This is a genomic window from Nocardioides faecalis, from assembly GCF_018388425.1.
GTDB classification, from domain to species: Bacteria; Actinomycetota; Actinomycetes; order Propionibacteriales; family Nocardioidaceae; genus Nocardioides; species Nocardioides faecalis.
The window spans coordinates 1,539,269-1,559,046 of sequence record NZ_CP074406.1; the positions used below are offsets into that span (position 1 = coordinate 1,539,269).

The 19,778-nt window shown below is 70.5% G+C and carries 20 protein-coding genes and 1 pseudogene; 11 read left to right on the forward strand and 10 right to left on the reverse strand.

From position 1 onward, the window contains the following. The first annotated feature begins 3 nt into the window (after nt 1-3). The 5 genes from KG111_RS07070 (at nt 4) to KG111_RS07090 (ending at nt 4,223) form a co-directional block, all read left to right on the forward strand. A complete protein-coding gene (locus KG111_RS07070) occupies nt 4-990 on the forward strand; it encodes a helix-turn-helix transcriptional regulator (RefSeq protein WP_205291457.1) in 987 nt (328 codons plus the stop codon). A gap of 225 nt (nt 991-1,215) precedes the next feature. Further along, nucleotides 1,216-1,461 (forward strand): hypothetical protein, encoded by a 246-nt coding sequence (locus tag KG111_RS07075; protein WP_205291456.1) that lies wholly within the window; start codon nt 1,216-1,218, stop codon nt 1,459-1,461. Next, on the forward strand, nt 1,458-1,880 hold the full coding sequence (locus KG111_RS07080; protein WP_205291455.1) for a fluoride efflux transporter FluC: 423 nt from the start codon (nt 1,458-1,460) through the stop codon (nt 1,878-1,880). Before KG111_RS07075 ends, KG111_RS07080 begins: the two co-directional genes overlap by 4 nt. Beyond that, nucleotides 1,877-2,254: a fluoride efflux transporter FluC gene (locus KG111_RS07085; protein WP_205291454.1), complete on the forward strand. Its 378-nt coding sequence runs from the start codon at nt 1,877-1,879 to the stop codon at nt 2,252-2,254. Before KG111_RS07080 ends, KG111_RS07085 begins: the two co-directional genes overlap by 4 nt. 76 nt (nt 2,255-2,330) lie before the next feature. Continuing rightward, the gene (locus tag KG111_RS07090) at nt 2,331-4,223 is read left to right on the forward strand and encodes a heavy metal translocating P-type ATPase (protein ID WP_205291453.1); all 1,893 of its coding nucleotides are present in this window, start codon (nt 2,331-2,333) and stop codon (nt 4,221-4,223) included. 39 nt (nt 4,224-4,262) lie between these two features. Here the strand turns inward: KG111_RS07090 and KG111_RS07095 are convergent, their stop codons facing one another. The 4 genes from KG111_RS07095 to KG111_RS07110 all read right to left on the reverse strand — a co-directional run bounded on the left by KG111_RS07095 (nt 4,263) and on the right by KG111_RS07110 (nt 9,437). Continuing rightward, nucleotides 4,263-4,841, reverse strand: a complete 579-nt coding sequence (locus tag KG111_RS07095; RefSeq protein WP_205291452.1) for a GrpB family protein — start codon at nt 4,839-4,841, stop codon at nt 4,263-4,265. A gap of 61 nt (nt 4,842-4,902) precedes the next feature. Then, nucleotides 4,903-8,226, reverse strand: coding sequence for a PD-(D/E)XK nuclease family protein (locus KG111_RS07100; RefSeq protein ID WP_205291451.1), 3,324 nt, complete (start codon nt 8,224-8,226; stop codon nt 4,903-4,905). Further along, the gene (locus tag KG111_RS07105) at nt 8,223-8,771 is read right to left on the reverse strand and encodes a hypothetical protein (RefSeq protein ID WP_205291450.1); all 549 of its coding nucleotides are present in this window, start codon (nt 8,769-8,771) and stop codon (nt 8,223-8,225) included. Before KG111_RS07105 ends, KG111_RS07100 begins: the two co-directional genes overlap by 4 nt. Before the next feature lie 66 nt (nt 8,772-8,837). Continuing rightward, on the reverse strand, nt 8,838-9,437 hold the full coding sequence (locus tag KG111_RS07110) for a hypothetical protein (protein WP_205291449.1): 600 nt from the start codon (nt 9,435-9,437) through the stop codon (nt 8,838-8,840). Between the two features lie 248 nt (nt 9,438-9,685). Here KG111_RS07110 and KG111_RS07115 point away from each other — a divergent pair, with 248 nt between their 5' ends. Further along, nucleotides 9,686-10,441, forward strand: a complete 756-nt coding sequence (locus KG111_RS07115; protein ID WP_205291448.1) for a hypothetical protein — start codon at nt 9,686-9,688, stop codon at nt 10,439-10,441. 347 nt (nt 10,442-10,788) lie between these two features. Continuing rightward, the gene (locus KG111_RS07120) at nt 10,789-11,061 is read left to right on the forward strand and encodes a hypothetical protein (RefSeq protein WP_205291447.1); all 273 of its coding nucleotides are present in this window, start codon (nt 10,789-10,791) and stop codon (nt 11,059-11,061) included. A gap of 108 nt (nt 11,062-11,169) precedes the next feature. Here the strand turns inward: KG111_RS07120 and KG111_RS07125 are convergent, their stop codons facing one another. Beyond that, a complete protein-coding gene (locus KG111_RS07125; protein WP_205291446.1) occupies nt 11,170-12,108 on the reverse strand; it encodes an alpha/beta hydrolase in 939 nt (312 codons plus the stop codon). A 96-nt stretch (nt 12,109-12,204) separates the two neighbouring features. On the opposite strand from KG111_RS07125, the gene KG111_RS07130 reads away from it, so the two are divergent. Next, nucleotides 12,205-12,747, forward strand: a complete 543-nt coding sequence (locus KG111_RS07130) for a TetR/AcrR family transcriptional regulator (protein WP_205291445.1) — start codon at nt 12,205-12,207, stop codon at nt 12,745-12,747. A gap of 68 nt (nt 12,748-12,815) precedes the next feature. On the opposite strand, the gene KG111_RS18550 is transcribed toward KG111_RS07130, so the two are convergent. The 3 genes and pseudogenes from KG111_RS18550 to KG111_RS07145 all read right to left on the reverse strand — a co-directional run bounded on the left by KG111_RS18550 (nt 12,816) and on the right by KG111_RS07145 (nt 13,601). Further along, complete coding sequence (locus tag KG111_RS18550) at nt 12,816-13,037, reverse strand: DUF2071 domain-containing protein (protein ID WP_213450030.1); 222 nt, start codon at nt 13,035-13,037, stop codon at nt 12,816-12,818. A gap of 17 nt (nt 13,038-13,054) precedes the next feature. Next, a pseudogene (locus tag KG111_RS18555) lies at nt 13,055-13,372 on the reverse strand (DUF2071 domain-containing protein); the annotation flags it as partial. Continuing rightward, nucleotides 13,272-13,601, reverse strand: a complete 330-nt coding sequence (locus tag KG111_RS07145; RefSeq protein ID WP_205291443.1) for an ATP-binding protein — start codon at nt 13,599-13,601, stop codon at nt 13,272-13,274. The gene KG111_RS07145 and the pseudogene KG111_RS18555, both read right to left, overlap by 101 nt. Before the next feature lie 266 nt (nt 13,602-13,867). On the opposite strand from KG111_RS07145, the gene KG111_RS07150 reads away from it, so the two are divergent. Both KG111_RS07150 and KG111_RS07155 read left to right on the forward strand, forming a co-directional pair. Next, complete coding sequence (locus KG111_RS07150) at nt 13,868-16,798, forward strand: DUF7507 domain-containing protein (RefSeq protein WP_205291442.1); 2,931 nt, start codon at nt 13,868-13,870, stop codon at nt 16,796-16,798. 131 nt (nt 16,799-16,929) lie between these two features. Further along, nucleotides 16,930-17,397, forward strand: a complete 468-nt coding sequence (locus KG111_RS07155) for a nuclear transport factor 2 family protein (protein WP_205291441.1) — start codon at nt 16,930-16,932, stop codon at nt 17,395-17,397. Between the two features lie 4 nt (nt 17,398-17,401). On the opposite strand, the gene KG111_RS07160 is transcribed toward KG111_RS07155, so the two are convergent. Continuing rightward, nucleotides 17,402-17,860 (reverse strand): nuclear transport factor 2 family protein, encoded by a 459-nt coding sequence (locus KG111_RS07160; RefSeq protein WP_205291440.1) that lies wholly within the window; start codon nt 17,858-17,860, stop codon nt 17,402-17,404. Beyond that, entirely contained in the window at nt 17,857-18,744 is an 888-nt protein-coding gene (locus KG111_RS07165; RefSeq protein WP_205291439.1) for an LLM class F420-dependent oxidoreductase, read from the reverse strand. The genes KG111_RS07160 and KG111_RS07165 overlap by 4 nt, the downstream gene beginning before the upstream one ends. Nucleotides 18,745-18,925: 181 nt before the next feature. Between KG111_RS07165 and KG111_RS07170 the strand changes: the two genes are divergently transcribed. Further along, complete coding sequence (locus tag KG111_RS07170) at nt 18,926-19,759, forward strand: IclR family transcriptional regulator (RefSeq protein ID WP_205291438.1); 834 nt, start codon at nt 18,926-18,928, stop codon at nt 19,757-19,759. Nucleotides 19,760-19,778: the final 19 nt, after the last annotated feature.

A 19,778-nucleotide genomic window follows, 5' to 3' on the forward strand; every position in this document is an offset into this window, starting at 1 on the left:
GCCATGACCCGTCCGACCGCTCGCGTGCTGGCGATGCTCGAGCTGCTGCAATCAGGCGGGCAACGCACGGTGGGCGACCTCGCAGACCGGCTCGGGGTCGACGAGCGGACGGTCCGGCGCTACGCCGAGCACCTCGCCGACCTCGGCGTCCCGGTGCAGGCACAGCGCGGTCGCTACGGCGGCTACCGGCTCGCCCCCGGCTACAAGCTGCCGCCCCTCATGCTCACCGACGACGAGGCGCTCGCCGTCGTGCTGGGGCTGCAGGCCGCGGAGCGCGCCGGGCTCGCCACCACCGACCCGGCTGCCACCGCCAGCGCGCTGGGCAAGGTGGCCCGCGTGCTGCCGCGGCCCCTGAAGGAGCGGCTCGAGAGCCTGCTCACCACCGCCGAGTTCACCGCCCCGGTGCGCGCCGCGGCGCCCGCCGACGCCGACACGCTGCTCGGCCTCGCGTCCGCGGCACGGGATCGGCGCCAGGTCGTCATCGGCTACACCTCCTGGGACGGGCGGACCTCGCGGCGCGCCCTCGACATCTACGGCCTGGTCTTCCACTCCGGACGTTGGTACGTCAGCGGGCACGACCACGCCCGCGACGCGGTGCGCACCTTCCGGCTTGATCGGATCGCGGCGCTGGAGCCCGGCGAGGGCACGTACGTCGTACCGGCCGACTTCGACGCCACCACCCAGGTCGTCTCCGGGATCGCCGCGGTGGGGTGGGCGCACGAGGTCGCCGTCGTGCTGCACACCAGCCTGGTCGAGGCGAACGAGCGGCTGCCGCGCAGCGCCGGTGCGTTGCGCGAGCACCCTGACGGGGTGCTGCTGGAGACCCGCGCGGAGCGGCTGGACGGCATGGCCCGGATGCTCGCCGGCCTCGGCTGGGACTTCGACGTCCTCACCCCCGACGCGCTGCGCGAGGAGGTGCGGTCCCTGGCCGACCGGCTTCGGGCCAACGCGGGCCGCGCCGCGCGACGAACAGGGCCAGCAGCACCATGACCGCGACGAGCCCCTTCAGGATTCGACGTAGCAGGTCACCTCAGGGTGCGGCCAGCGGCGGCGGGGTCGGGAGCGGCGGGGCACGCCGAAGCATCGGCACGAAGGACGCCACCACGAGCAGGACCCATGTCGTGAGGATGTGGGGCCAGGTGATTCGTCGGCGCCGTCGAGCGGGCGATCCGAGCCGGCATCGCCCCGACGGCCCACGACGCGGACTGGGCTGAGGTGAGCGCGGCCCCGAGCGAGAACGTGGCCGCGCTGATGGCTACTCTGTCCGACCGTGTCCCCGGCGCGGTCCGGCGGGGCGTGGGCGTCGGCGAGGTGGACGCGGGACGGGAGAGCGCGGCCGCGATCGAGGCGGTGCTCGATGAGGTGGCCAGGATCAACCAGACGCTGCTGACGCTGCTGGACGACGTCTCGCCCGGCGCCGTCAGCGCCTCCGACGAAGTGGTGGCAAGGGTGGGGACATGAGGCCGGCGTACCTACGGGGGGCCTCGATCGGCCTCGTCCTGCTGGGCGGCGCCGTCGGCGTCGCGGCCCGGGAGGGGCTGGTCCTCGCCATCCCCAACCGCGACGGCATCCCGATCGTCGTACAGGTGGTCAACGTCCTCGGCGCGTTCGTGCTGGGCTACCTCTACGAGGCGCTGACGCACACCCGGTTCGGCTCCGAGTCGGTCTCGCGGATCAAGCTGCTCGTGGGCACCGGGTTCTGTGGTGGCCTGACCACGTACAGCTCCCTGGCGACCGATACCGCGGTGCTGCTGGACGACTCCCGGGTCGGGGTGGCCCTGGCCTACGCGCTGAGCACCGTGGTGGTGGGCGGCGCGGCTACGGTGCTGGGCATCGTCCTCGGCGGTCGCCGACACGCGCCGGCAGGCGGCAGCCGATGACGCCGGGGCTGTTCGTGATGATGGTGCTCGCGGGCGGGCTGGGCGCCTGCGTGCGCTACGTCGTGGACGGGGCGATCAAGGCACGCGCCAAGGGGGCGGCGTTCCCCTGGTCCACCGCGATCATCAACCTCACCGGGTCGCTGGTGCTGGGCTTCCTCACCGGTCTGGTCGTCGGCCGGCTCGCCTCGACGGACGTGAGCACCGTGGGCACCGGTTTCCTCGGCGGCTACACGACGTTCAGCACGGCCAGCTACGAGCTGGTGCAGCTCGTCCGCGACCAGCGCCACGGCCTCGCCGCGGCGTACGGCATCGGGGTGCTGGCGGGCGCCGTGCTCCTGGCGCTGCTCGGGTACGTCGTCGGCTCCGACCTCTAGGAGTGGCCTGCGAAGGCACCGGGAGCCCGCTCGTGCGTGGGACGGTGCCGCCGCGCCTGGGTGGGAGAATGGAGGAGTGAGCGACGGGCTGGCGTTCCTGCATCGACGTCCGCTGCTGCTCCTCGTCGTCGGCGGCCTCGCCCTGGGCGTCGTGCTCTGGGCCGCAGGCGCCTCGACCGCGTTGGCGGTGACCGCGTTCGTGGTGGTGGGGGCCGTCATCGTCGACGCAGCCGTCGACATGGTCCGCGACCTGATGGCGGGGCGCTGGGGGCTCGACGTGCTTGCGGCGATCGCGATGATCGCGACGTTGGCGGTGGGGGAGTACGTCGCCGGGTTGATCATCGCCCTGATGCTCACCGGCGGGGAGACGCTGGAGGCGTGGGCGGTGGGTCGGGCGAGCCGTGAGCTCGACGCCCTGCTCACCCGGGCGCCGGTGTTCGCCCAGCGCATCGACCCGCGCACCGGTGACACCGAGCAGGTGCCGGTCGAGGAGGTCGCGGTCGGCGACGAGCTGCTGGTGCGCTCCTCGGAGATCCTGCCCGTCGACGGGACCCTGCTCTCCCCGCGCGCGGTGATCGACGAGTCGTCGGTGACGGGCGAGCCGCTGCCGGTCACCTACGCCGAAGGGGCCGCGCTGCTCTCCGGCACGATCAACGGCACCACGACGTTCCGCATGCGGGCCGAGAGGTCGGCCGGGGACTCGCAGTACGCCACCATCGTCGGGCTGGTCCGGGCAGCCGTCGAGTCGCGGGCGCCCATCGTGCGGCTCGCGGACCGCTACGCGATCCCGTTCACGGTCGTCTCGCTGCTCATCGCCGCGGTGGCGGCGTACGTCAGTGGGGACGCCGTCCGTTTCGCCGAGGTGCTGGTCGTGGCCACACCGTGCCCGCTGCTCATCGCCGCGCCGGTGGCGTTCATGGGAGGGATGAGCTCGGCGGCGAGGCTGAACGTGATCATCAAGGACGGCGGCGTCCTGGAGGTGCTGGCCCGAGTGCGCTCGGTCGCCTTCGACAAGACCGGCACGCTGACCCAGGGCCGCCCCGCGGTCGTCGGGATCCGGCCCGCAGCAGGCCGAGCGCCCGACGAGGTCCTGCGGCTGGCTGCCTCCGCCGAGCAGCACTCCGTGCACGTGTTCGCCCAGCCGATCGTCGATGTCGCGCTGCGCGACGGTGTCGACCTGTGCCCGGTCACCTCGGCCGAGGAGGTCGCGACGCACGGCGTCGAGGTGCTCCTCGGCGACGGCTCCCGGGTCCGGGTGGGCAAGCCGTCGTTCATCGAGGATGCCGTCGGTGCCCTGCACCGGGCGGACCTCGCGCCCGGGGAGACGGCCGTCTACGTCTCGACCGACGACACGTTCGCCGGCGTCATCGTGCTCTCCGACCCGGTGCGCCCCCAGGCCGCCGAGACCGTCGCCCGGATGCGGGCGGCCGGCGTCGAGCAGGTCGTGATGGTCACCGGGGACGTCGCCTCCACGGCGAGGTCCATCGCCGGGGAGCTCGGCGTCACCGAGGTCCACGCCGAGACCACGCCGCAGATGAAGGTCGACATCGTCGGCTCCCTGGCGCCCCGCCCCACGCTGATGGTGGGCGACGGCATCAACGACGCCCCCGTGCTGGCGGCGGCCGACGCCGGCATCGCGATGGCAGGGCGCGGCGCGACCGCGGCCAGCGAGTCCGCCTCCGCCGTCGTCACCTCCGACGACATCTCCCGCGTCGCCGACGCCATGGAGGTCTCGCGTCGTACCGTCGCTGTGGCGTTGCAGGCGATCTGGCTCGGCATCGCCATCTCGATCGTCCTGATGCTCGTCGCAGCCTTCGGCTACCTGCCCGCCGTCGTCGGCGCCCTGCTGCAGGAGGTCGTCGACCTCGTGGCCATCGTCTGGGCGTTGCGTGCGTTGGCCATCCACCGGGGCATCACCGCCAGGACTGTGGCCGAACCAGCCGGCGAGCACCGCAGGGCGGGCGTCTGAGCGCCGGGGCCGGTGCTGCGAGCGCGCATCAGCGCCGTGTCAGCTGGCGGATCGAGAGGAACGCGCGCGCTTCTTGATCTCCTCGATCACCGTGGTCTTCGCGTCGGCGTAGGCGTTCATGTCGGGCCATTCTCGCGTGATGAGGTCACGCTTGGTGGCCTCGTAGAGCTGACGATCCTCCGCATGGGAACGAAGGTGATCCCGCAGCAGCAGGTAGTCGGCGGCCGCTGGGGCGTTGGGCTCAAGAAGGTGGATGTGCACGTCGCGCTGATCGGTGCGCACCAGCCGATGGCCGGGCTCACGGACGCGCAGGACGTAGCCCGCCGCGATCAAGGGATCGAGGTAGTCCTCTTCAGCGGTGATGTCGGGAACCGTGACCAGGATGTCGATGATGGGCTTGGCCGCAAGCCCGGGGACCGACGTCGACCCGATGTGCTCGACCGACTCAGCGACGTCGCCTAGGACGCTGCGGATGCGGGACTCGTGCGTGCGGTACAGATCCACCCACGCCGGGGCGTGCTCGACGAGAAAGAGGTCCCGCTTCTCCACGCCACCCACCAGGAGTACGTCGGTCACGTCGGCGCGCTGTCGCTTTCGTGTCACCGGGCCATCGTCCATCCGCGAAGGCTAGCCACGCCGGCCCTCGTACGTGCCCTGGGCCGTGGGCGAAGCAGGGTGGCTACTCCTTGGGGCTGCGGGGCGGGTTCGCCCAGCCGTGCTCGAACAGGCACGTGTTCGAGCAGGCGTGCCAGATCCGCTCGGCGTCGGTTCTGCCCGGGAGCGGGTCGGAGTGGACGGCGCGGATGTGGGACAGGAGGGCGCGGACGGCGTCCACGATTCCGTCGATCGTTGCTGGAGAGATCGTGTCGTCGGCGTTGTAGAGGTCGCGGACCCTCCGAGGCGGCAGCAGCAGACCGGCGCGGGCGTAGCCCTCAGGGTGGTAGTACTGCAGTAGGTCGTTGGGGAACATGGGCTCGCCCCCTCCGGCCGACAGGTACAGCTGCGGCTGGCTCGTCTGCTCCGACGGTTTCTCGGCATCGCGCAGGTACAGACGCAGACCCATTCCGCGGCCACCGGTTCGCACGACTCGCGTCAGCCCCAGTGCCTTGAGCTCGTCGGTCGGGGCCGCGAGATCGCCAGCGGCGAGCTCTGGATCGACACTCAGCCTCGCGGCGATCGCCGTGATCAGCGGACCGACGAGCTGCTTGGCGACGTCGGCGCTGGTGCGCTCCACCTTCCCGGTGGGGCGCTCGGACCAGCACAGGTCGACGAGCTGGCCGAGCACCGACGGGGTCACCTCCAGTGCCTGCACTGCTTCCTCGAGGGCGGCGGCCCGCGTGGCGTTCTCCTCGAACCCGATCGCCTGCGCCTCCGCAACGGCCTCGATGAACGCCGGACTGGTCCCCGGCTCCAGCTTGAACGCGGCCTCCGGGTCGCTCTCGAGCTCACGGTTGGCCAGGTAGGAGGCCAGCGCGGTAGGCAGGCCCGGGCTGGTCAGCACGTGCTCGGTGAGGACGTCGCCGACCGGAAAGGTGAGCGTGTTCTGGTCCTCCTTCCACTGCTGCACGAGGAACGCCACCGTGCGCCAGTGGTGCTCGGCATCGACGTCACCGGCGCCCCGAGCCTCCTCGGCGGACCTGTTGGCGCGGTCGATGACCTGGTCGAGCAGCGGGTGGAGCTGCTCGTATGTGACCTGCAGCCAGCCGTCCTTCACACCCTGCAGGTCCTGGGGGCTGTAGGTCATCAGGAAGCGGGTGTAGCCACCGCCGTTGTCGGCGATCTCGCCGTTCGTGGCGGCCTCGTACTTCTCCAGCTGGTTGTGCGAGAGCACCGCCCCCATCTTGGCCTCGATCGCCAGCGCCCACCTGTGGGCGTGGTCGATGGCCCAGATGTCCATGAAGCCGTCGAGGTGTCGGTTGGTGTGCTCGGGCTTCACCTGGGTCCTCGCCGCGACCGGGTGCTCGCTGCGCTCGTCAGGCGCAAGATCGCCCTCGTCGTCGAACGTGGTGGGCTCGCCGTCGGCGCCGACCACCATCGGGACGTAGCTCTGGTCCTTCATGTAGTCCAGCAACAGCTCCATCGGCCACGTGCCGAGCTTGTGGGTCTCGCGCGGGTTGAGCAGCCACGCGAAGAACCGCGAGTAGCGAGTCTCGTAGCTCGTCGACCTGTAGGCGGCGATCTTCCAGACGTTGGGAACCTTGGTCAGCGCGCTCCTGATGCCGGGGTGGACGGCGAGCTCAGCGAGCTTGGCCGAGGCGGCGGCGAACCCGGGGAAGGGCTTCTCGTCCAGGCCAGCCGCCGACGACGCCGCAGAGGTGATGGGGGCGGCCGGTCGACGTACCGGGAGCGGCTCCCCGAGCGCGTCGGCTCGCGCCGCGCGCAGCCCGTCGCGGATCGCGGCCTGGGCCTTGACGTCGGAGGTGTTGTACTTCAGCACCCACTCCGCGGCCGCGGACCCGGGGCCGTCCTTGCGGGCCTGCTCGATCATGGCGAGCGAGTTCGCGCCCCCGGCCATCTCGACGTCCCATTCGAAGTCGAACAGCGGAGCGACGTTCTTGAGGCCTGCGCCGCCGAGCGCGAAGAAGTTGTCGCTGTACCACTTCCGCAGGTCACAGGTACGACCTTCGAGCGCGTCGGCGACGAAGGAGAACTTCCGCGTCTCCGACTTCTCCGGGTGGGACCAGTGGTAGATCTTCGCGGTCTTGCCTTCGGCGTCGGCCTTCGCGAACAGGCCGTCGATGAGGCCGGCGAACTGCCGCGCCAACGCCTCCTCGCCGGCGGCGTCGAGCGGGTCGAGAGTCAACAGCTCTTCGTAGTAGTGGCCGGTGGCGTCGTCCTGGTCGTGACGGACGTAGACACCCCACTGATAGATGTGGCGGTCGTTGTCCCACTCGATGTCGAAGTCGATCTCGACGTCAGCGGTCGGGATCTCGACGTCGGCCCACGAGGTGAGCGGCTCGAAGTGGACGCCGTCCAGGGTCATGCGCGCTCGGCGCACCACGTCCTCGAGCCGCTTCCTCGGGCTCTGGGAGCGCGCCGACTGAGCGACGAACTCGTCTGCGACCGCATCGACGTCAAGGGACGCCAGGCCGTCGAGCGTGTCACCGCCATGCTCGCGCAGGAACAGCCACTGGCGGGTGTTGAGCTGGCCGGCAGTGATCGCGAACGACGGGTCGTCGTCGCCGGCGACCTCCTTGCAGTAGGAGAGCCACGGGCACTCTCCACACTCCGCCGTACCCAGGGGGCGCACGAGCTCGCCACCGTTGAGCGCCGCACGGGCGACCTTGCGGCGGAACCCGAACTCGTGGTCGTAGCGTTCCATGAGGTTGCGCTTCGCCCGGTTGTCGGCCGCCGACGCGGAGTAGGTCTGCACCGTGAGCTCGTCGAGGTCGTACCAGGTGATGGCGACCTCGCCACCGGTCTGTGCCGCCAGGTCCGAGGTACCGATGATGCCGCCCCAGTGCCCGTCGCCGGGGTGCAGGCCGAGGTCCTCGAGCATCCGGTTGTAGTGGGCCAGCTGGAAGGCGTCGTCCTCCCACCTGCCGCCCTTGTTGGACAACCCCGCCACCTCGAACCGGGCGGCCGGGGCGGAAGCCGTCGACAGCAGCACCGTCTGCTTCCGGCTCGCCGCCACGGTCTGGTGGTTCTTGACGTCGACGGGCAGGTATCCGCCGGGAACGCGTACCAGGACATCAGGTGCGCCGGAACGACCTCCGGCGTCGGGCAGACGGCCATCGAGGATCAGGTCCGCGCCGTCGGCGATCAGCTGCATCGTCTCCTCGATCGCAGCCGTCCACTCCAGCTCGGAGCTGACCCGCACGCACCCGGGCACGGCGTCGAGGCGCGAGAACACGACGGCCTCGAGCTCGCGACCCTTCGCGAGCTTCTCCTTGACCGCCTCGTTCTGTTCCGGCTCCGGCGGAGCGTCGGGGGAGTACTTGTTGTGGGTGACGCGGGGGCATCGCTTCGCGGGGTAGCCGCCGAGCGGCGGTGCGGGGGTCACAGTGATGGCTCCCTCTCGGGCAGGCTCGGGGCGTCGATGCAGAACACCTCTCCCCAGGGGGTGCCGGGCTTGTTCTGCTTGTTCCACCGCTCGACGGCCTCGAGGAACTCCGAGCGCAGCTCGGAGTAGACGAAACGGAGCTCGGCGTCGGTGGCGCCGGCGGGTCCTACCCAGGGCAGGTGGCGAGCGACGGCCTCGGCGTCGACCTTGACCGTGGCCCGGTGTCCCCGGCCGCCGGAGGACTTCCATTCGACGTGGCCCGACGGGCTGTGCGGGATCCGCTGGTCGCACAGGCACAGGTAGGACAGCTCGAAGCCCGCCCAGCGGCGCTCGATGATCATCCACTCGCCCCCCAGCGACAGGTTGTCGCCCGTGCAGCCGTCGACCATGTCCTGGACGTGCTGCTCCGCGACGTGGAGACCGATGTTCGCCTCCACGACGACCTTCAGGTGGTCCGGGCCCCGGTCGCCCATGTCGTTGAAGTCCTCGAAGTCGCTCAGGCCCGAACGCTGCTGATGACGGTGGATGTGGGTGATGCCAGGCATGTGAACGCTGCTTCCTGCGAAGAAGGGGCGGGGGTCGGGACCGGTCCGAGAGGCTTCAGCCGGGGCCTACCAGGGGTGGTGCAGGTCGACGCCCTCGCGTACGGCGACGTCGGCGATGTGCCAGATCCGCTCGACGACGTCGTCGCGCTCGTAGTGCATCATCACCGAGCAGGTCCCACCCGGCCCCTGCGCCTTGTCGGCCGTGTCCGCCTCCGCACTCACGTGCTCCCACATCTTGTCCAGCACAGCGGCGTCGCCGAGGAGCGCGACGTGCGCGGTCGACCACTCCTCGTCGCCGGGGAACACCTTCGCGAACACCGGCGCCGACGGGTCGGAAGATGGGATGCGACCGACCCTGCTCCAGGCGTCGAAGTCGGAGAACTCGTGGTCGTGGAACAGCTCGTACCCGAACGTGTGGATGCCGGCCTCCGCGAGCGCATCCACGTACGGCGCCAGGTCGCCGGGCCCGAAGTCCTGCTCGTTGAAGATCAGCAGCGCTGCGGCGACCCCGGAGTCCTCGTTCATGCCGGCGGGCGTCCACTCGTAGCCGGCGGCAGTCAGCGCCACCCCGACCGCACCGATCTGCTCACGCGGCCAAGCGAGGACTTCGACGACATTGGCGCCGAAGGCCTTCACGAGGGCATAGGTACGAGGGGAGGCGGTCATGAGGCTCCTGGAGTTCTCAACGTGTTGGTGAACGCCCGACGTTGTTGCGCCCAGCGTGCCTGAGTTCGTGTCGCGCGTACCGGCTTTGCGCATGAAAGCGCTGGCCGGAAGTCGCGAGGCGAAGGGGAGAAGCATGTCTGGCGGGTCCGACACATCCCGCGCCGTCGGCGACATGACTGGTGCCAGCCGGGCGCCGCGCTTCTCGGTTTTTGGGTACCTTCGCCAGTCTGCGGTGTCAGACTCCCGCCGTGAACCAGATCGAGATCCTGTTCGCCTTCCTCGGCGTCGTCGTGACCGCGTCGCAGGTGTGGCAGGCCAGGACGGCGCAGAAAGCTGCCGACCGGCTGCGTCTTGCAGACGACAAGAGGTTCGCGCTCGCCATATGTGAGCCGTTGGCGACCCCTGAGGTGCATGCGATCCTGGCCAAGGACGACCCGACGAAGGATGAGCTCTCCTTCCTCGAGGCGCGGTTCGCGCTGGTCGACGCCAGCGCAGGGCTGCTCTCCGATTCCGTCACGAAGGAGAAGAGCATCGGTGCCACGATCGAGGCCTCCCTCAGACCGGCCAAGGACTTCTTGGAGAGGAACGGGGGCGACCCCTCCACCGACGCGGTGGACACGAAGCTGGGCAAGGTCACCGACCACACGAAGTACTCGTGGGACGGTGCGGACGCGAAGCTGCCCAAGATCGTGGTCGTCAACCGGATCGCGCGCCGCTGGGCCACGGACAAGGGCATCACGTGCAAGGAGGAGTTCCTCGCCAGCTTCGAGGAAGAGCTGCGCGCCGCGGTGCCCGGCCGGGCCGCCGAGCTCAACCGCAACGGGTTGCTGAGCGAGAAGGCGGCGAAGGACTACCTACCCGATGGTGCTCTGGTGCTCGACGGTGTCGAGTACGGCGTCGACTGGTCCTGTGGGTTCAAGAACACGCGCATCGGCGTCGAGGTCCACAAGCCGGTCATCGAGTACTTCAAGGACAAGCACCAGTACCCCATCGTGCGTCGCTGACCGTGACCGACGGCTGCCACCTGCCCAGCTGCGCACGTGGCTCCTGGCGGGCTTCGTTCCCGGGCGGGAGGGCGTCCTGCGTGCCCAGCCAGCGAGTGCACGAGCCGTAAGCCCAAGAAGAGGAAACCCGCATGGAGCGCCCAGACACCCTGAACATCCGGTGGCGCTATGGCCGGCGCCGTCGGTGACGGTCAGGGTGAAGGCGTAAGACCCCGAGGCGCCACGGTTCGCCGGTGATCGTGCCGGTGGAGGCGTCCTCGCCCGCGTCGTTCAGCAGGCTGATCGCGTCTCGATCCGCGCTTGTCGCACGAATGGTGTACCGGCCCAGGGACCCGTAGTCGCTGTACTTGCCAGCGATCGCAGGGTTGCCGGTCCCGACACCGTCGACGGTCGCGGTCCACGTCCGGATCCTTCCGAAGGCACCGCTGATCACCCGCACGTCCGTCCCCTCCGGCAAGGTCAAGAAGCGGTACACCGCGACGGTGAATGCGACCGGTGCCAAGGTCACCTTCACCGGGAAGCCGACGAAGGCCGGCAAGCACAAGATCACCCTGGCTGGCCGCGACCTCCACGGCCGCACCGCTCGCAAGAGCATCGTCATCACGATCAAGCGCCGCTGACCGAATGCCAGCTCCTCTTGAACCGCGCAGGGCTCCCCGGCACTGCGGTGCGGGGGGGGGAGTCCTGTGCGCCGATGGCGACCAGTTCCTCGCCGAGGCGAGCTCCTGTCAGGCGGTCCTTGTGGTCGGCGGCACGTGCGTGGTGAGGAAGGCGAGCTGGTCGGAGACCACCGTGCTGAACAAGGGTTCGACGTAGGGATCGAAGTGGCCGCAGTCGTAGCTGCGGACTGTCGCCTGCTTGATCCGCCCTGCGGTCCGGCGCGCCACGGAGGCGGGTGTGATCGCGTCGCGCTCTGCGATCTGGACGAGCACGGGGCACGTGATGCTCCCAGCGAACCTGCCGGGGGAGTAGGCCCCGAGCCTCGCGACGATCCGGGCCGCGACGTCGGACCGGAACTGCCCGGGGGCGAAGCCCGAGTCGGCCTCCAGACGTGCGAGCCCCGCGACAGCGTCGGACGAGGTCATCGCGGCCGCCTGGCCGGGTGTGCCGATGCACGGGATGAAGACGGGCTCCCCACCGCGGACGGTGCGGACTAGATCCCGCAGCGCCAGCGGCGCCAGCCCGACCGCGGCACGGAGACCGGCTGACCGCACCGCTGCGGGGCCGCTGACGTGCGGAACCTGCGCGATCACCGCGGCCAGGGGCTCGCCTCGCCCGGCCAGGGTCAGCACGTGACCGCCGGCGAACGACGTGCCCCACGCCACCAGCCGGTTCGGGTCGACGCCGTCGAGGCAGCGGGCGAAGTCCAGTGCTGCCGACCAGTCGTCGTGCTGCATCTTGATGTCGAGAACCTGCCGAGGCTCCCCGGCGCTGTCACCGAACCCCCGGTAGTCGAAGGTGAGGACCGCGTAGCCCGCAGCCGCGAAGTGCTCGGCGTAGGCGGGCAGCCGGAGGGCGCGCACGGCACCGAAGCCGTGCCCCATCACGATCGCGGCGGTCGGACCGGTCGCCGCGACGGGTCGGTAGACGGTCGCTGCGCACGAAACCCCGTGGGACAGAAACGTGACGTTCTCGCTGGTGAACCCGAGGTCGGCCGAGCCGGGCATGTCGTTCCTCCGTGCAGGTGGGAGCGCTGAGGCAGTCTGGGATGGCGTGCAAGAACGTAGGCAGGTTCTTGAACGGCATTCAAGTAGCATCGGGCCGTGCCGCCGAACCGACGTCGTCGCGACCGCGACGAGAAGCTCCACGAGATCGTCGCGGCCGCCGCGGATCTCTTCACCGAGCTCGGTTTCGAGCAGAGCTCGATGACCCGCATCGCCCGGGCTGCGGGCGTCACCCCGAACACGATCTACTGGTACGTCGAGGACAAGGACGCGCTCCTGGTCGCCGCTCTGGACCACCTGCTCGCTGACGCCCTGCGGCAGCTGGACCAGGCTCCGGAGGCAGCGAACCTGGTGGACCAGGTGCTGTGGACCCTCGGCCATCTCCAACGGCGGAGCAACCTGATCGGCGTCGTCCACGCCCGCAGCGAGCAGGCCGAGGTCGTGGCGAACTGGCACGAAGGGTTCCATGCCCTGATGGACTCGTTCGTCATGGAGGGGCTTGCCAGGCAGGGCGTCCCGGACCGGGAGCTGCAAGCCCGGGCCCGGCTGACGACGTACGCCGTCGAGGGGATGCTCGCGCATCCCACGGATCCGGCCACCGCCAGGTCGGTCCTCGAGCTGGTGTTGAGTCCTGGCGGGTGAGGGCTGGGAGAGTCCCCAGCGCCGCGATCGCGGAACCGCCGGGGCGGCATGACAAGCACGCCTCGGAGTCAGGCGACCACGGCAGGCCGACCCAATCGGACCTTCTTTACCCCGTCGGAGTAGTGCACGAGGGCCGGCTCGTCCAGGCCAGGCAGGCCGACGGAGTCGGTGAGGTTCTGGTCCAGTGACCGCAGGCTCGCCCGTCGCAGTGGCCAAGGCTCGTGCTCGACCGGTGTGACCAGTAGACGGCCGAGAGGGCCGTACTGCCGGCGTCGATGGTCAGGAACCACAACCCGTCACGCCCGTCGGGTCCGCGCACGTAGGTCCTGAGGTTGGTCTCCGGAGTGCTCGAGACGTCGGCCACGCGGGGAAGTCTCTGCGATCCCGGGACGCGGAGGCTGCCCGGGAGATCGGGCACACCCAAAGGACGCATGTTGCCCATCACGAACGGCGTCAGGCCCACCCAGGCCGAGCCGTCATACACGTCCACCTCCAGCCCGGGGGGAAGCAGTGCCTGGGCGCGCTCAGGCGCGACTCGCCAGTGGACGAAGGTCAGCGCGTCCCACGACGAGCTGGTCCAACGCCCGGGCGATGGTCTGGGCGGCGTCCCCCGTCGGCACGTCAAGGAGACCGGCGAAGGCGCCGAGCGGGAACGGCCGGGCGGCCGTGCTGCCGTGCGCCCAGACCACGCTCGCGCCGCGCCCGCTGGGGACCGCCAGCGCCTCGCGGACGAGCCGGGTCTTGCCCACTCCGGCCGGGCCCGCCACCACGATGCCCGCCGCGCCGTGACGGATCGCCGACACGACCCTGCGCAGCTCCTCGTCCCGGCCGGTCAGCGGCCACGACCGCTCCATCGGGTCAGGCTAGCCAGCGTGGGACGTACGGCGCACCACGTCGTACGGGCCGGACGGGATCAAGGGCAGAGGAGGACAAGGTCATAGGGAATGGTGATAGGAGGACATGGTCATAGCTGGAGGTAGGTCATAGGGCCCTGTTCCCCCCAGGCGGATCCATCGCAAGGTGAAACATCGTGCCTCGGCCGGTCGGTGGATGCCCGGAGGCGGAGGCCCTCGTTCCGAAGGGGGACACCATGGCGAACCTACGACGAGTGGTCAGCGGAATGACGGCCTTCCTGATCGCGGCGACGGCACTGGCGGTCGCGCCGGCCTCCTCCGCCGCCCCCCCGACGGGGGGCAGCACCATCGTCACGGAGACCTTCACCGGTGCGACGGTGGCCGACCCGGCCTGGACCGTGCAGGGGCGGACCTGCCTGACCGGCGCCACCGACGACCCCCCGGCCGGCGCAGCGAGCATCCCCACCTGTGCGGACGCCCGGGTTGGCGACGTGCCGGAGATCGGGACTCCGGGATACCTCCAGCTGACCGACGAACGGCTCCAGACCGCCGGGAGCGTGCTCTACAACCGACCGGTCCCCGCCTCTGCCGGTGTCTCCATCACGTTCGACCAGTTCCAGTACGGCGGCACCGGCGCCGACGGCATCGGGTTCTTCCTGGTCGACGGCGCCACCGACCTGACGGCGACCGGAGCACCGGGAGGCAGCCTCGGATATGCCCAGCGGCGGGTCGGGTCGGGCGCGTTCGAGCCCGGGGTGGACGGCGGACTGCTCGGCGTCGGGCTCGACGCGTACGGCAACTACTACGACGACGGCGAGGCCCGGGGCAATGGCTGCCCCGCCGACCAGGGTTCCCCGTCCACCGCCGATGGGTCGGTAGCGCCCAACGTGATCACCCTGCGCGGCCCGGGTCAGGGGACCGTCGGGTACTGCTACCTGGCCTCGACCACGCCTGCGGCGCCGGCGGACCCGGACAACCCCGGGACGACCCTGAACGGGGGCACCGGGACGCTGCGTGCCCGCACCTTGGCCGGCTCCTGGCGCCAGGTGAACATCCAGGTGACGCCCGCGCCCGAGCCTCGGGTGATCGTCCAGGTCCGGTACAACCCGGCCGACGCGGACGACCCGTGGATCACCGAGCTGGACGTGCCGGCTCCCGCGGGCCTGCCGAGCACCTACAAGTTCGGCCTCTCCGCCGCCACAGGAGGGCAGAACGACGTGCACCTGATCCGCAACGCTGTGGTGCAGTCAGTCGTACCGCTCTCCCAGCTGCAGCTGGAGAAGCAGGTGGACAGGTCCGGCGAGCCGCTGCCGGCGGTGATCACCCCCGGCACCGTGATCCCGTACCAGTACACGGTCACCAACGCCGGCCAGGAGACCCTGTCGACCCTCGACATCACCGACGACCGGATTACCGGAGCGATCACTTGTGACAGCACGACGCTGCCGCCGGCCCCCGCTCCAGGCTCCACCACCGTCTGTCGCGGTACGTACACCGTCACGGCGGCCGATGCGGCGGCCGGTTCGGTCCAGAACACGGCCACCGCCACGGCGGTGAGTCCCGGGGGCGACAACGTCATTTCGCCGGAGGCGTCCGTCAGGGTCCCACTGGTCTCGGCGCTCGCGCTCACCAAGACCGTGCAGACCCCCGGGCCCTACGAGGCGGGGCAGGAGATCGAGTACCAGTACACGGTGAGGAACACCGGCGGATCCACGGTGTCCAACATCGACGTCACCGATGACCGCGTCGGTTCGGCGGCGCTGGTCTGCGAGGAGAACCTGTTGGACCCGGGGATCTCCACCACCTGCACCGGCACCTATGTCGTCGACGCCGAGCAGGCGGACGCGGCGGGTCGGATCGTCAACACCGCCGTGGCCTCCGGCGTGAGCCCGATCGGCCAGAACGTCCGGTCGCCCGAGGCGCAGGCGACGATCACGCTCGGCGCCGCCCCGGCTCTGAGCCTGGAGAAGACCGCGAGCCCAGCCACCGTCACGGCGGTCGGCCAACAGGTGACCTACTCCTTCCTGGTCACCAATACCGGCAACGTCCCTGTCGAGGACATTGCGGTCGTCGAGGACAGCTTCACCGGGTCCGGCACGTTGCCGGCCGCGACGTGCCCCGCTGAGCCGGCTGAGCTGGCACCCGGCGACAGCGTGGTCTGCACCAGTGTCTACACGGTGACGGCGGCAGACCTGGACGGTGCGGGGCTGCGCAACACCGCCCGGGGGACCGGCACGTACGCGACCGGCGAAGACCTTTCGTCGTCGCCCGACTCCGCCGTCGTGGAGGTGGACCCGCCCGTCACCCCGCCGCGGACCCAGCCGCGGATCCGCACCCGCACCTCGCAGGAGCGGGTCAAGCCGGGGCAGTCCTTCTACGACCGCGTCCTGGTCAGCGGCCTGGCTCCGGGAACCTCGGTGCCAGCCACCGCGCGGCTCTACGGGCCGTTCAGCTCGCGCGCCCGCGCGTCCTGCGGCCGGTCGAACCTGGCGCGCACCGTGAGGTGGAGTGCCACGAACGGCTGGTCCAGGACTCCGGCGGTGAAGCTCTCCAGGCCGGGCATCTACACCTGGCAGGTGTCGACCCGGGAGACGGGCGCCGCCCAGGCGGCCTCGACGCGGTGCGGCCTCGCGTCCGAGACCACGACCGTGGCCAAGCCGAGGTACGCCGTGCCGGTGATCGACGGCGGATTCTCCGGCTTCCTCGGTGGACAGGGTGACGCCCTGGCCCGACGGGCAGTGCAGGACAGGATCAAGGCGCCAGGGTTCGGCTTGCGCGCCCGGGTGATGCCGACGACGACCTCCCGTGGTCGGATGAAGCTGTCCTCCGACGTGGCCGTGACCGCATGGCTCCGGAAGTCGGCACGATTCGGCGACAAGATCGGCGCCACGGTGGTCGGCGGGCACGTCTCCGACTGGTCCGACCGCCCCGGAGCCATGTGGGGACTGCGGCGGGCCAAGCCTGGTCAGTCCGTGACTGTGCGCAGCGCCGGCAAGACGTACCGGTACAAGGTGATCAAGAACCGGGCGTACGACCGGAACCGGAAGCTGCCCAAGCGGTACTTCAGGACCACCGGAGCCCACCGGCTGGTGCTGATCAGCTGCAGTGACCGGACCGTGTACCGCAACGGGCGCTTCCACTACACGAAGTCGCGGGTGGTCGTGGCCAAGCTGGTGAAACGGTCGTCGGGTCGGTAGGAGGCGCGGCCGATCTGTCGGATGATCCTGACGGCGTAGGCCGGGCCGGCTCCACTTCTGATCCGCCCGTGCCGTCCCGATGAGTGGCATGTCGCGAACTGCGGAGATCCGCGGCTGCCTAGGTTCAGGGCATGACTGCAGCCGACGACGTCGCCGCCATCACCCGGCTGAAGTACCGATACCTGCGCACCCTCGACACCAAGGAGTGGGTGGGCTTCGCGACCTGCTTCGCGGTGGACGCGACCGCCGACTACAACGGCCTCGCCTTCGACGACCCCGGGTCGCTGGTCGACTACATGCGACGCAACATGGGCCAGGGCGTCCTGACGATGCACCAGGCGCACCATCCCGAGATCGACCTCGACCGCGATGACCCGGACCGGGCGACGGGAACGTGGTATCTCCACGACAAGGTCATCGTCGATGCCCACCGTTTCGCGCTCGAGGGCGGCGCGATCTACTCCGACACCTACGTGCGCTCCGACGGTGAGTGGCGGATCCTCCGCACCGGTTACCGCCGGACGTTCGAGCTGACCTGGAACCTCGACGAGCCAGGTGGCGTGAAGGTGTGCGGCCCGGAGGTCCGCTCCCGGTTCTGAGCGATCAGATCCGGCCGGTTCGGGACAGCAGGTCGCGGGCGTCCGTGCCCCCGTCCAGGCCGCGCGTCGTGCGCCGCGTGGTCTGCCAGCCCGTCGTCGTACGGGCGAGCTCGAAGTGGTTGGCGCCGATTCGGGCAGGGAAGACGCGGTCGCCGTGCCTGACCAGCAGCACCGACTCGCAGACAGCCACGGCGCGGTCGCCGTCGACCGTGACGTGGGCAGGGCCCAGGAAGTGGCTGCAGCCCTGGCCGATCAGGCCCTGGTGGGCGTCGGAGCGGACCATCGCGTCGACCTCGGCACGGCTGCCCATGTAGTACTCATCGACGTCGTAGATCCCGTCCTCGGTCCACAGCTCAGCGACTCGCTCGGCCTCACCGGCGTCGACCAGCGGACCGTACGACGCCACGAGCTGGGTGATCGCGACGACGTCCTCCAGTCGCTGGAGTCGTTCCTCGATGGTCACGTGCCCTCCTGCGGCGCGGTCAGGGCGAGCTCGGCGAGCCCGGCCAGCTCGGCCAGGCGCGCGAGCTGGTCGACGTAGTGGTCCGCCGAGGTGGCGGAGACGTGGACGTTGACGACGGAGGCGCCGGCCGCGACCGTGCGTTCGAGGGCGCGGCGGGTGCGATCGGGCTCGCCGACCGGGTCGACCGGACGTCCGGCTCCGAGGACGACCTCGAAGCCGTCGGGCAGGGGGGCCCGGTCGAGCATCTCGCGGAGCCGGTCGTGGGGAAGGCCGAACGGGATCCAGCCGTCACCGTGCTCCACCGCCCGCCGCAGGCTGCGCGGGGTGTGGCCGCCGATCCAGAACGGCACCCGCGGCTGGACGGCGCACGGCTCGACCACGACGTCCGAGAAGGCGAAGCGTGCACCGTCGTACGTCGGCGTGCGGCCGGACAGGGCGGCTCGCAGCGCAGGGAGGGCGTCGTCGGCCACCGCCCCACGTCCAGCGAAGTCGGCGCCGAGGAGGTCGAACTCCTCCTCGATGGAGCCGATCCCGAGCCCGAGGACCAGTCGGCCTCCGCTGAGCAGGTCGAGCGTGCCGTAGCGCTTGGCGATCGCCACGGGGTGGTGGTAGCCAAGCACCAGGACCTGCGTCGCGAGGCGGATCCGGGTGGTCCGCGCCGCCAGGAACGACAGGGTCGCGAGCGGGTCCCAGTACCGCCCGCCGCGCTGCTCGGCGATGGCCGTCGGCACGGCGACGTGCTCGGAGCACGTGAGGTGGTCGAACCCCAGTCGATCGGCGGCGTCGGCGATCGTGGCCAGCTCCTCGATCCCGGCATCCTGCTCCCAGGCCCCGAAGAATCCGGGCAGGCCGGTGACCACCGGGCTCGTGATGCCCACGCGCATGCTCGCTCCTCTTCCCTCGCTCGCCGTCCATCCAAGCCGCCGGCCGGCAGTGCGCACGCCCTGTGGTCCCAGTGACCGGAAGTAGAACGAATTTCAGAAATGCTCTTCCGGGCATCGGTCGGTCGGTGTTACCTTCGTCACTAGAATTCATTTCAGTTCTGACCTGGGGACGGGGGCCGTGATGTCGGTCTTGACGATGGAGCAGATGGGCGAGGCTGTCGCGACGGCATCCCGCACAGCGCGGGAGCTCCCGCCGTCGATGGTGGAGCGGATGACGCTGATCCTCGATCTCTTCACGACCCGCCGGACCTGGCTGGGCCTGGAGGACATCGTGCAGGCGACCGGACTGCCGCGGTCGACCACGCACCGCATCCTCGAGCAGCTCGTCCGACTGGAGTGGATCGAGCACGGCAACGCCGGCTACGGCCTGGGCCGCCGCTCGCTCGTGCTCGGCGGGGGAGCAGGGGACCACGCGGACCTCAGGTCCGCCGCATCGCCGTACCTCCACGATCTGCTGCTGAAGACGGGCGCGGTGATCCACCTCGCCGTCCTCGAGGAGGGCCGGGTGCGCTACCTCGACAAGCTCGGGGGTCGCTTCGCCGCTGCCGTCCCGTCGCGCGTCGGCGGCTCGGCGCCCGCACACTGCACCGGACTCGGCAAGGCCATGCTGGCGTGGCTCGAGCCCGAGCAGGTCGACGAGCTGGTCGGAAGCGAGCTGCCCGCCCGCACCGCCGCCACGATCGCCGACCTGGATGTCCTGCACGGCGAGCTCGCCCGGGTCCGCGCGCGCGGAGGCCTCGCCCTCGAGCGGGGGGAGTGCTACCCCGACATCGCGTGCGTGGCCGCCGCCGTGCGTGGCCCCCGTGGACCGGTCGGCTCGATCTCGGTCGTTGCCGCGGCAAGCACGACGCTCGAGCGCATGGCGCCTTTGGTGGTCAGCGCCGCCCGCCGGATCGCCGCGGACCTGTTCCCCGACGTCGACGCCCGCAGCCGGCGATTGAACGTCGTCGACTGAACCGCCCCGCCGCGGGCCC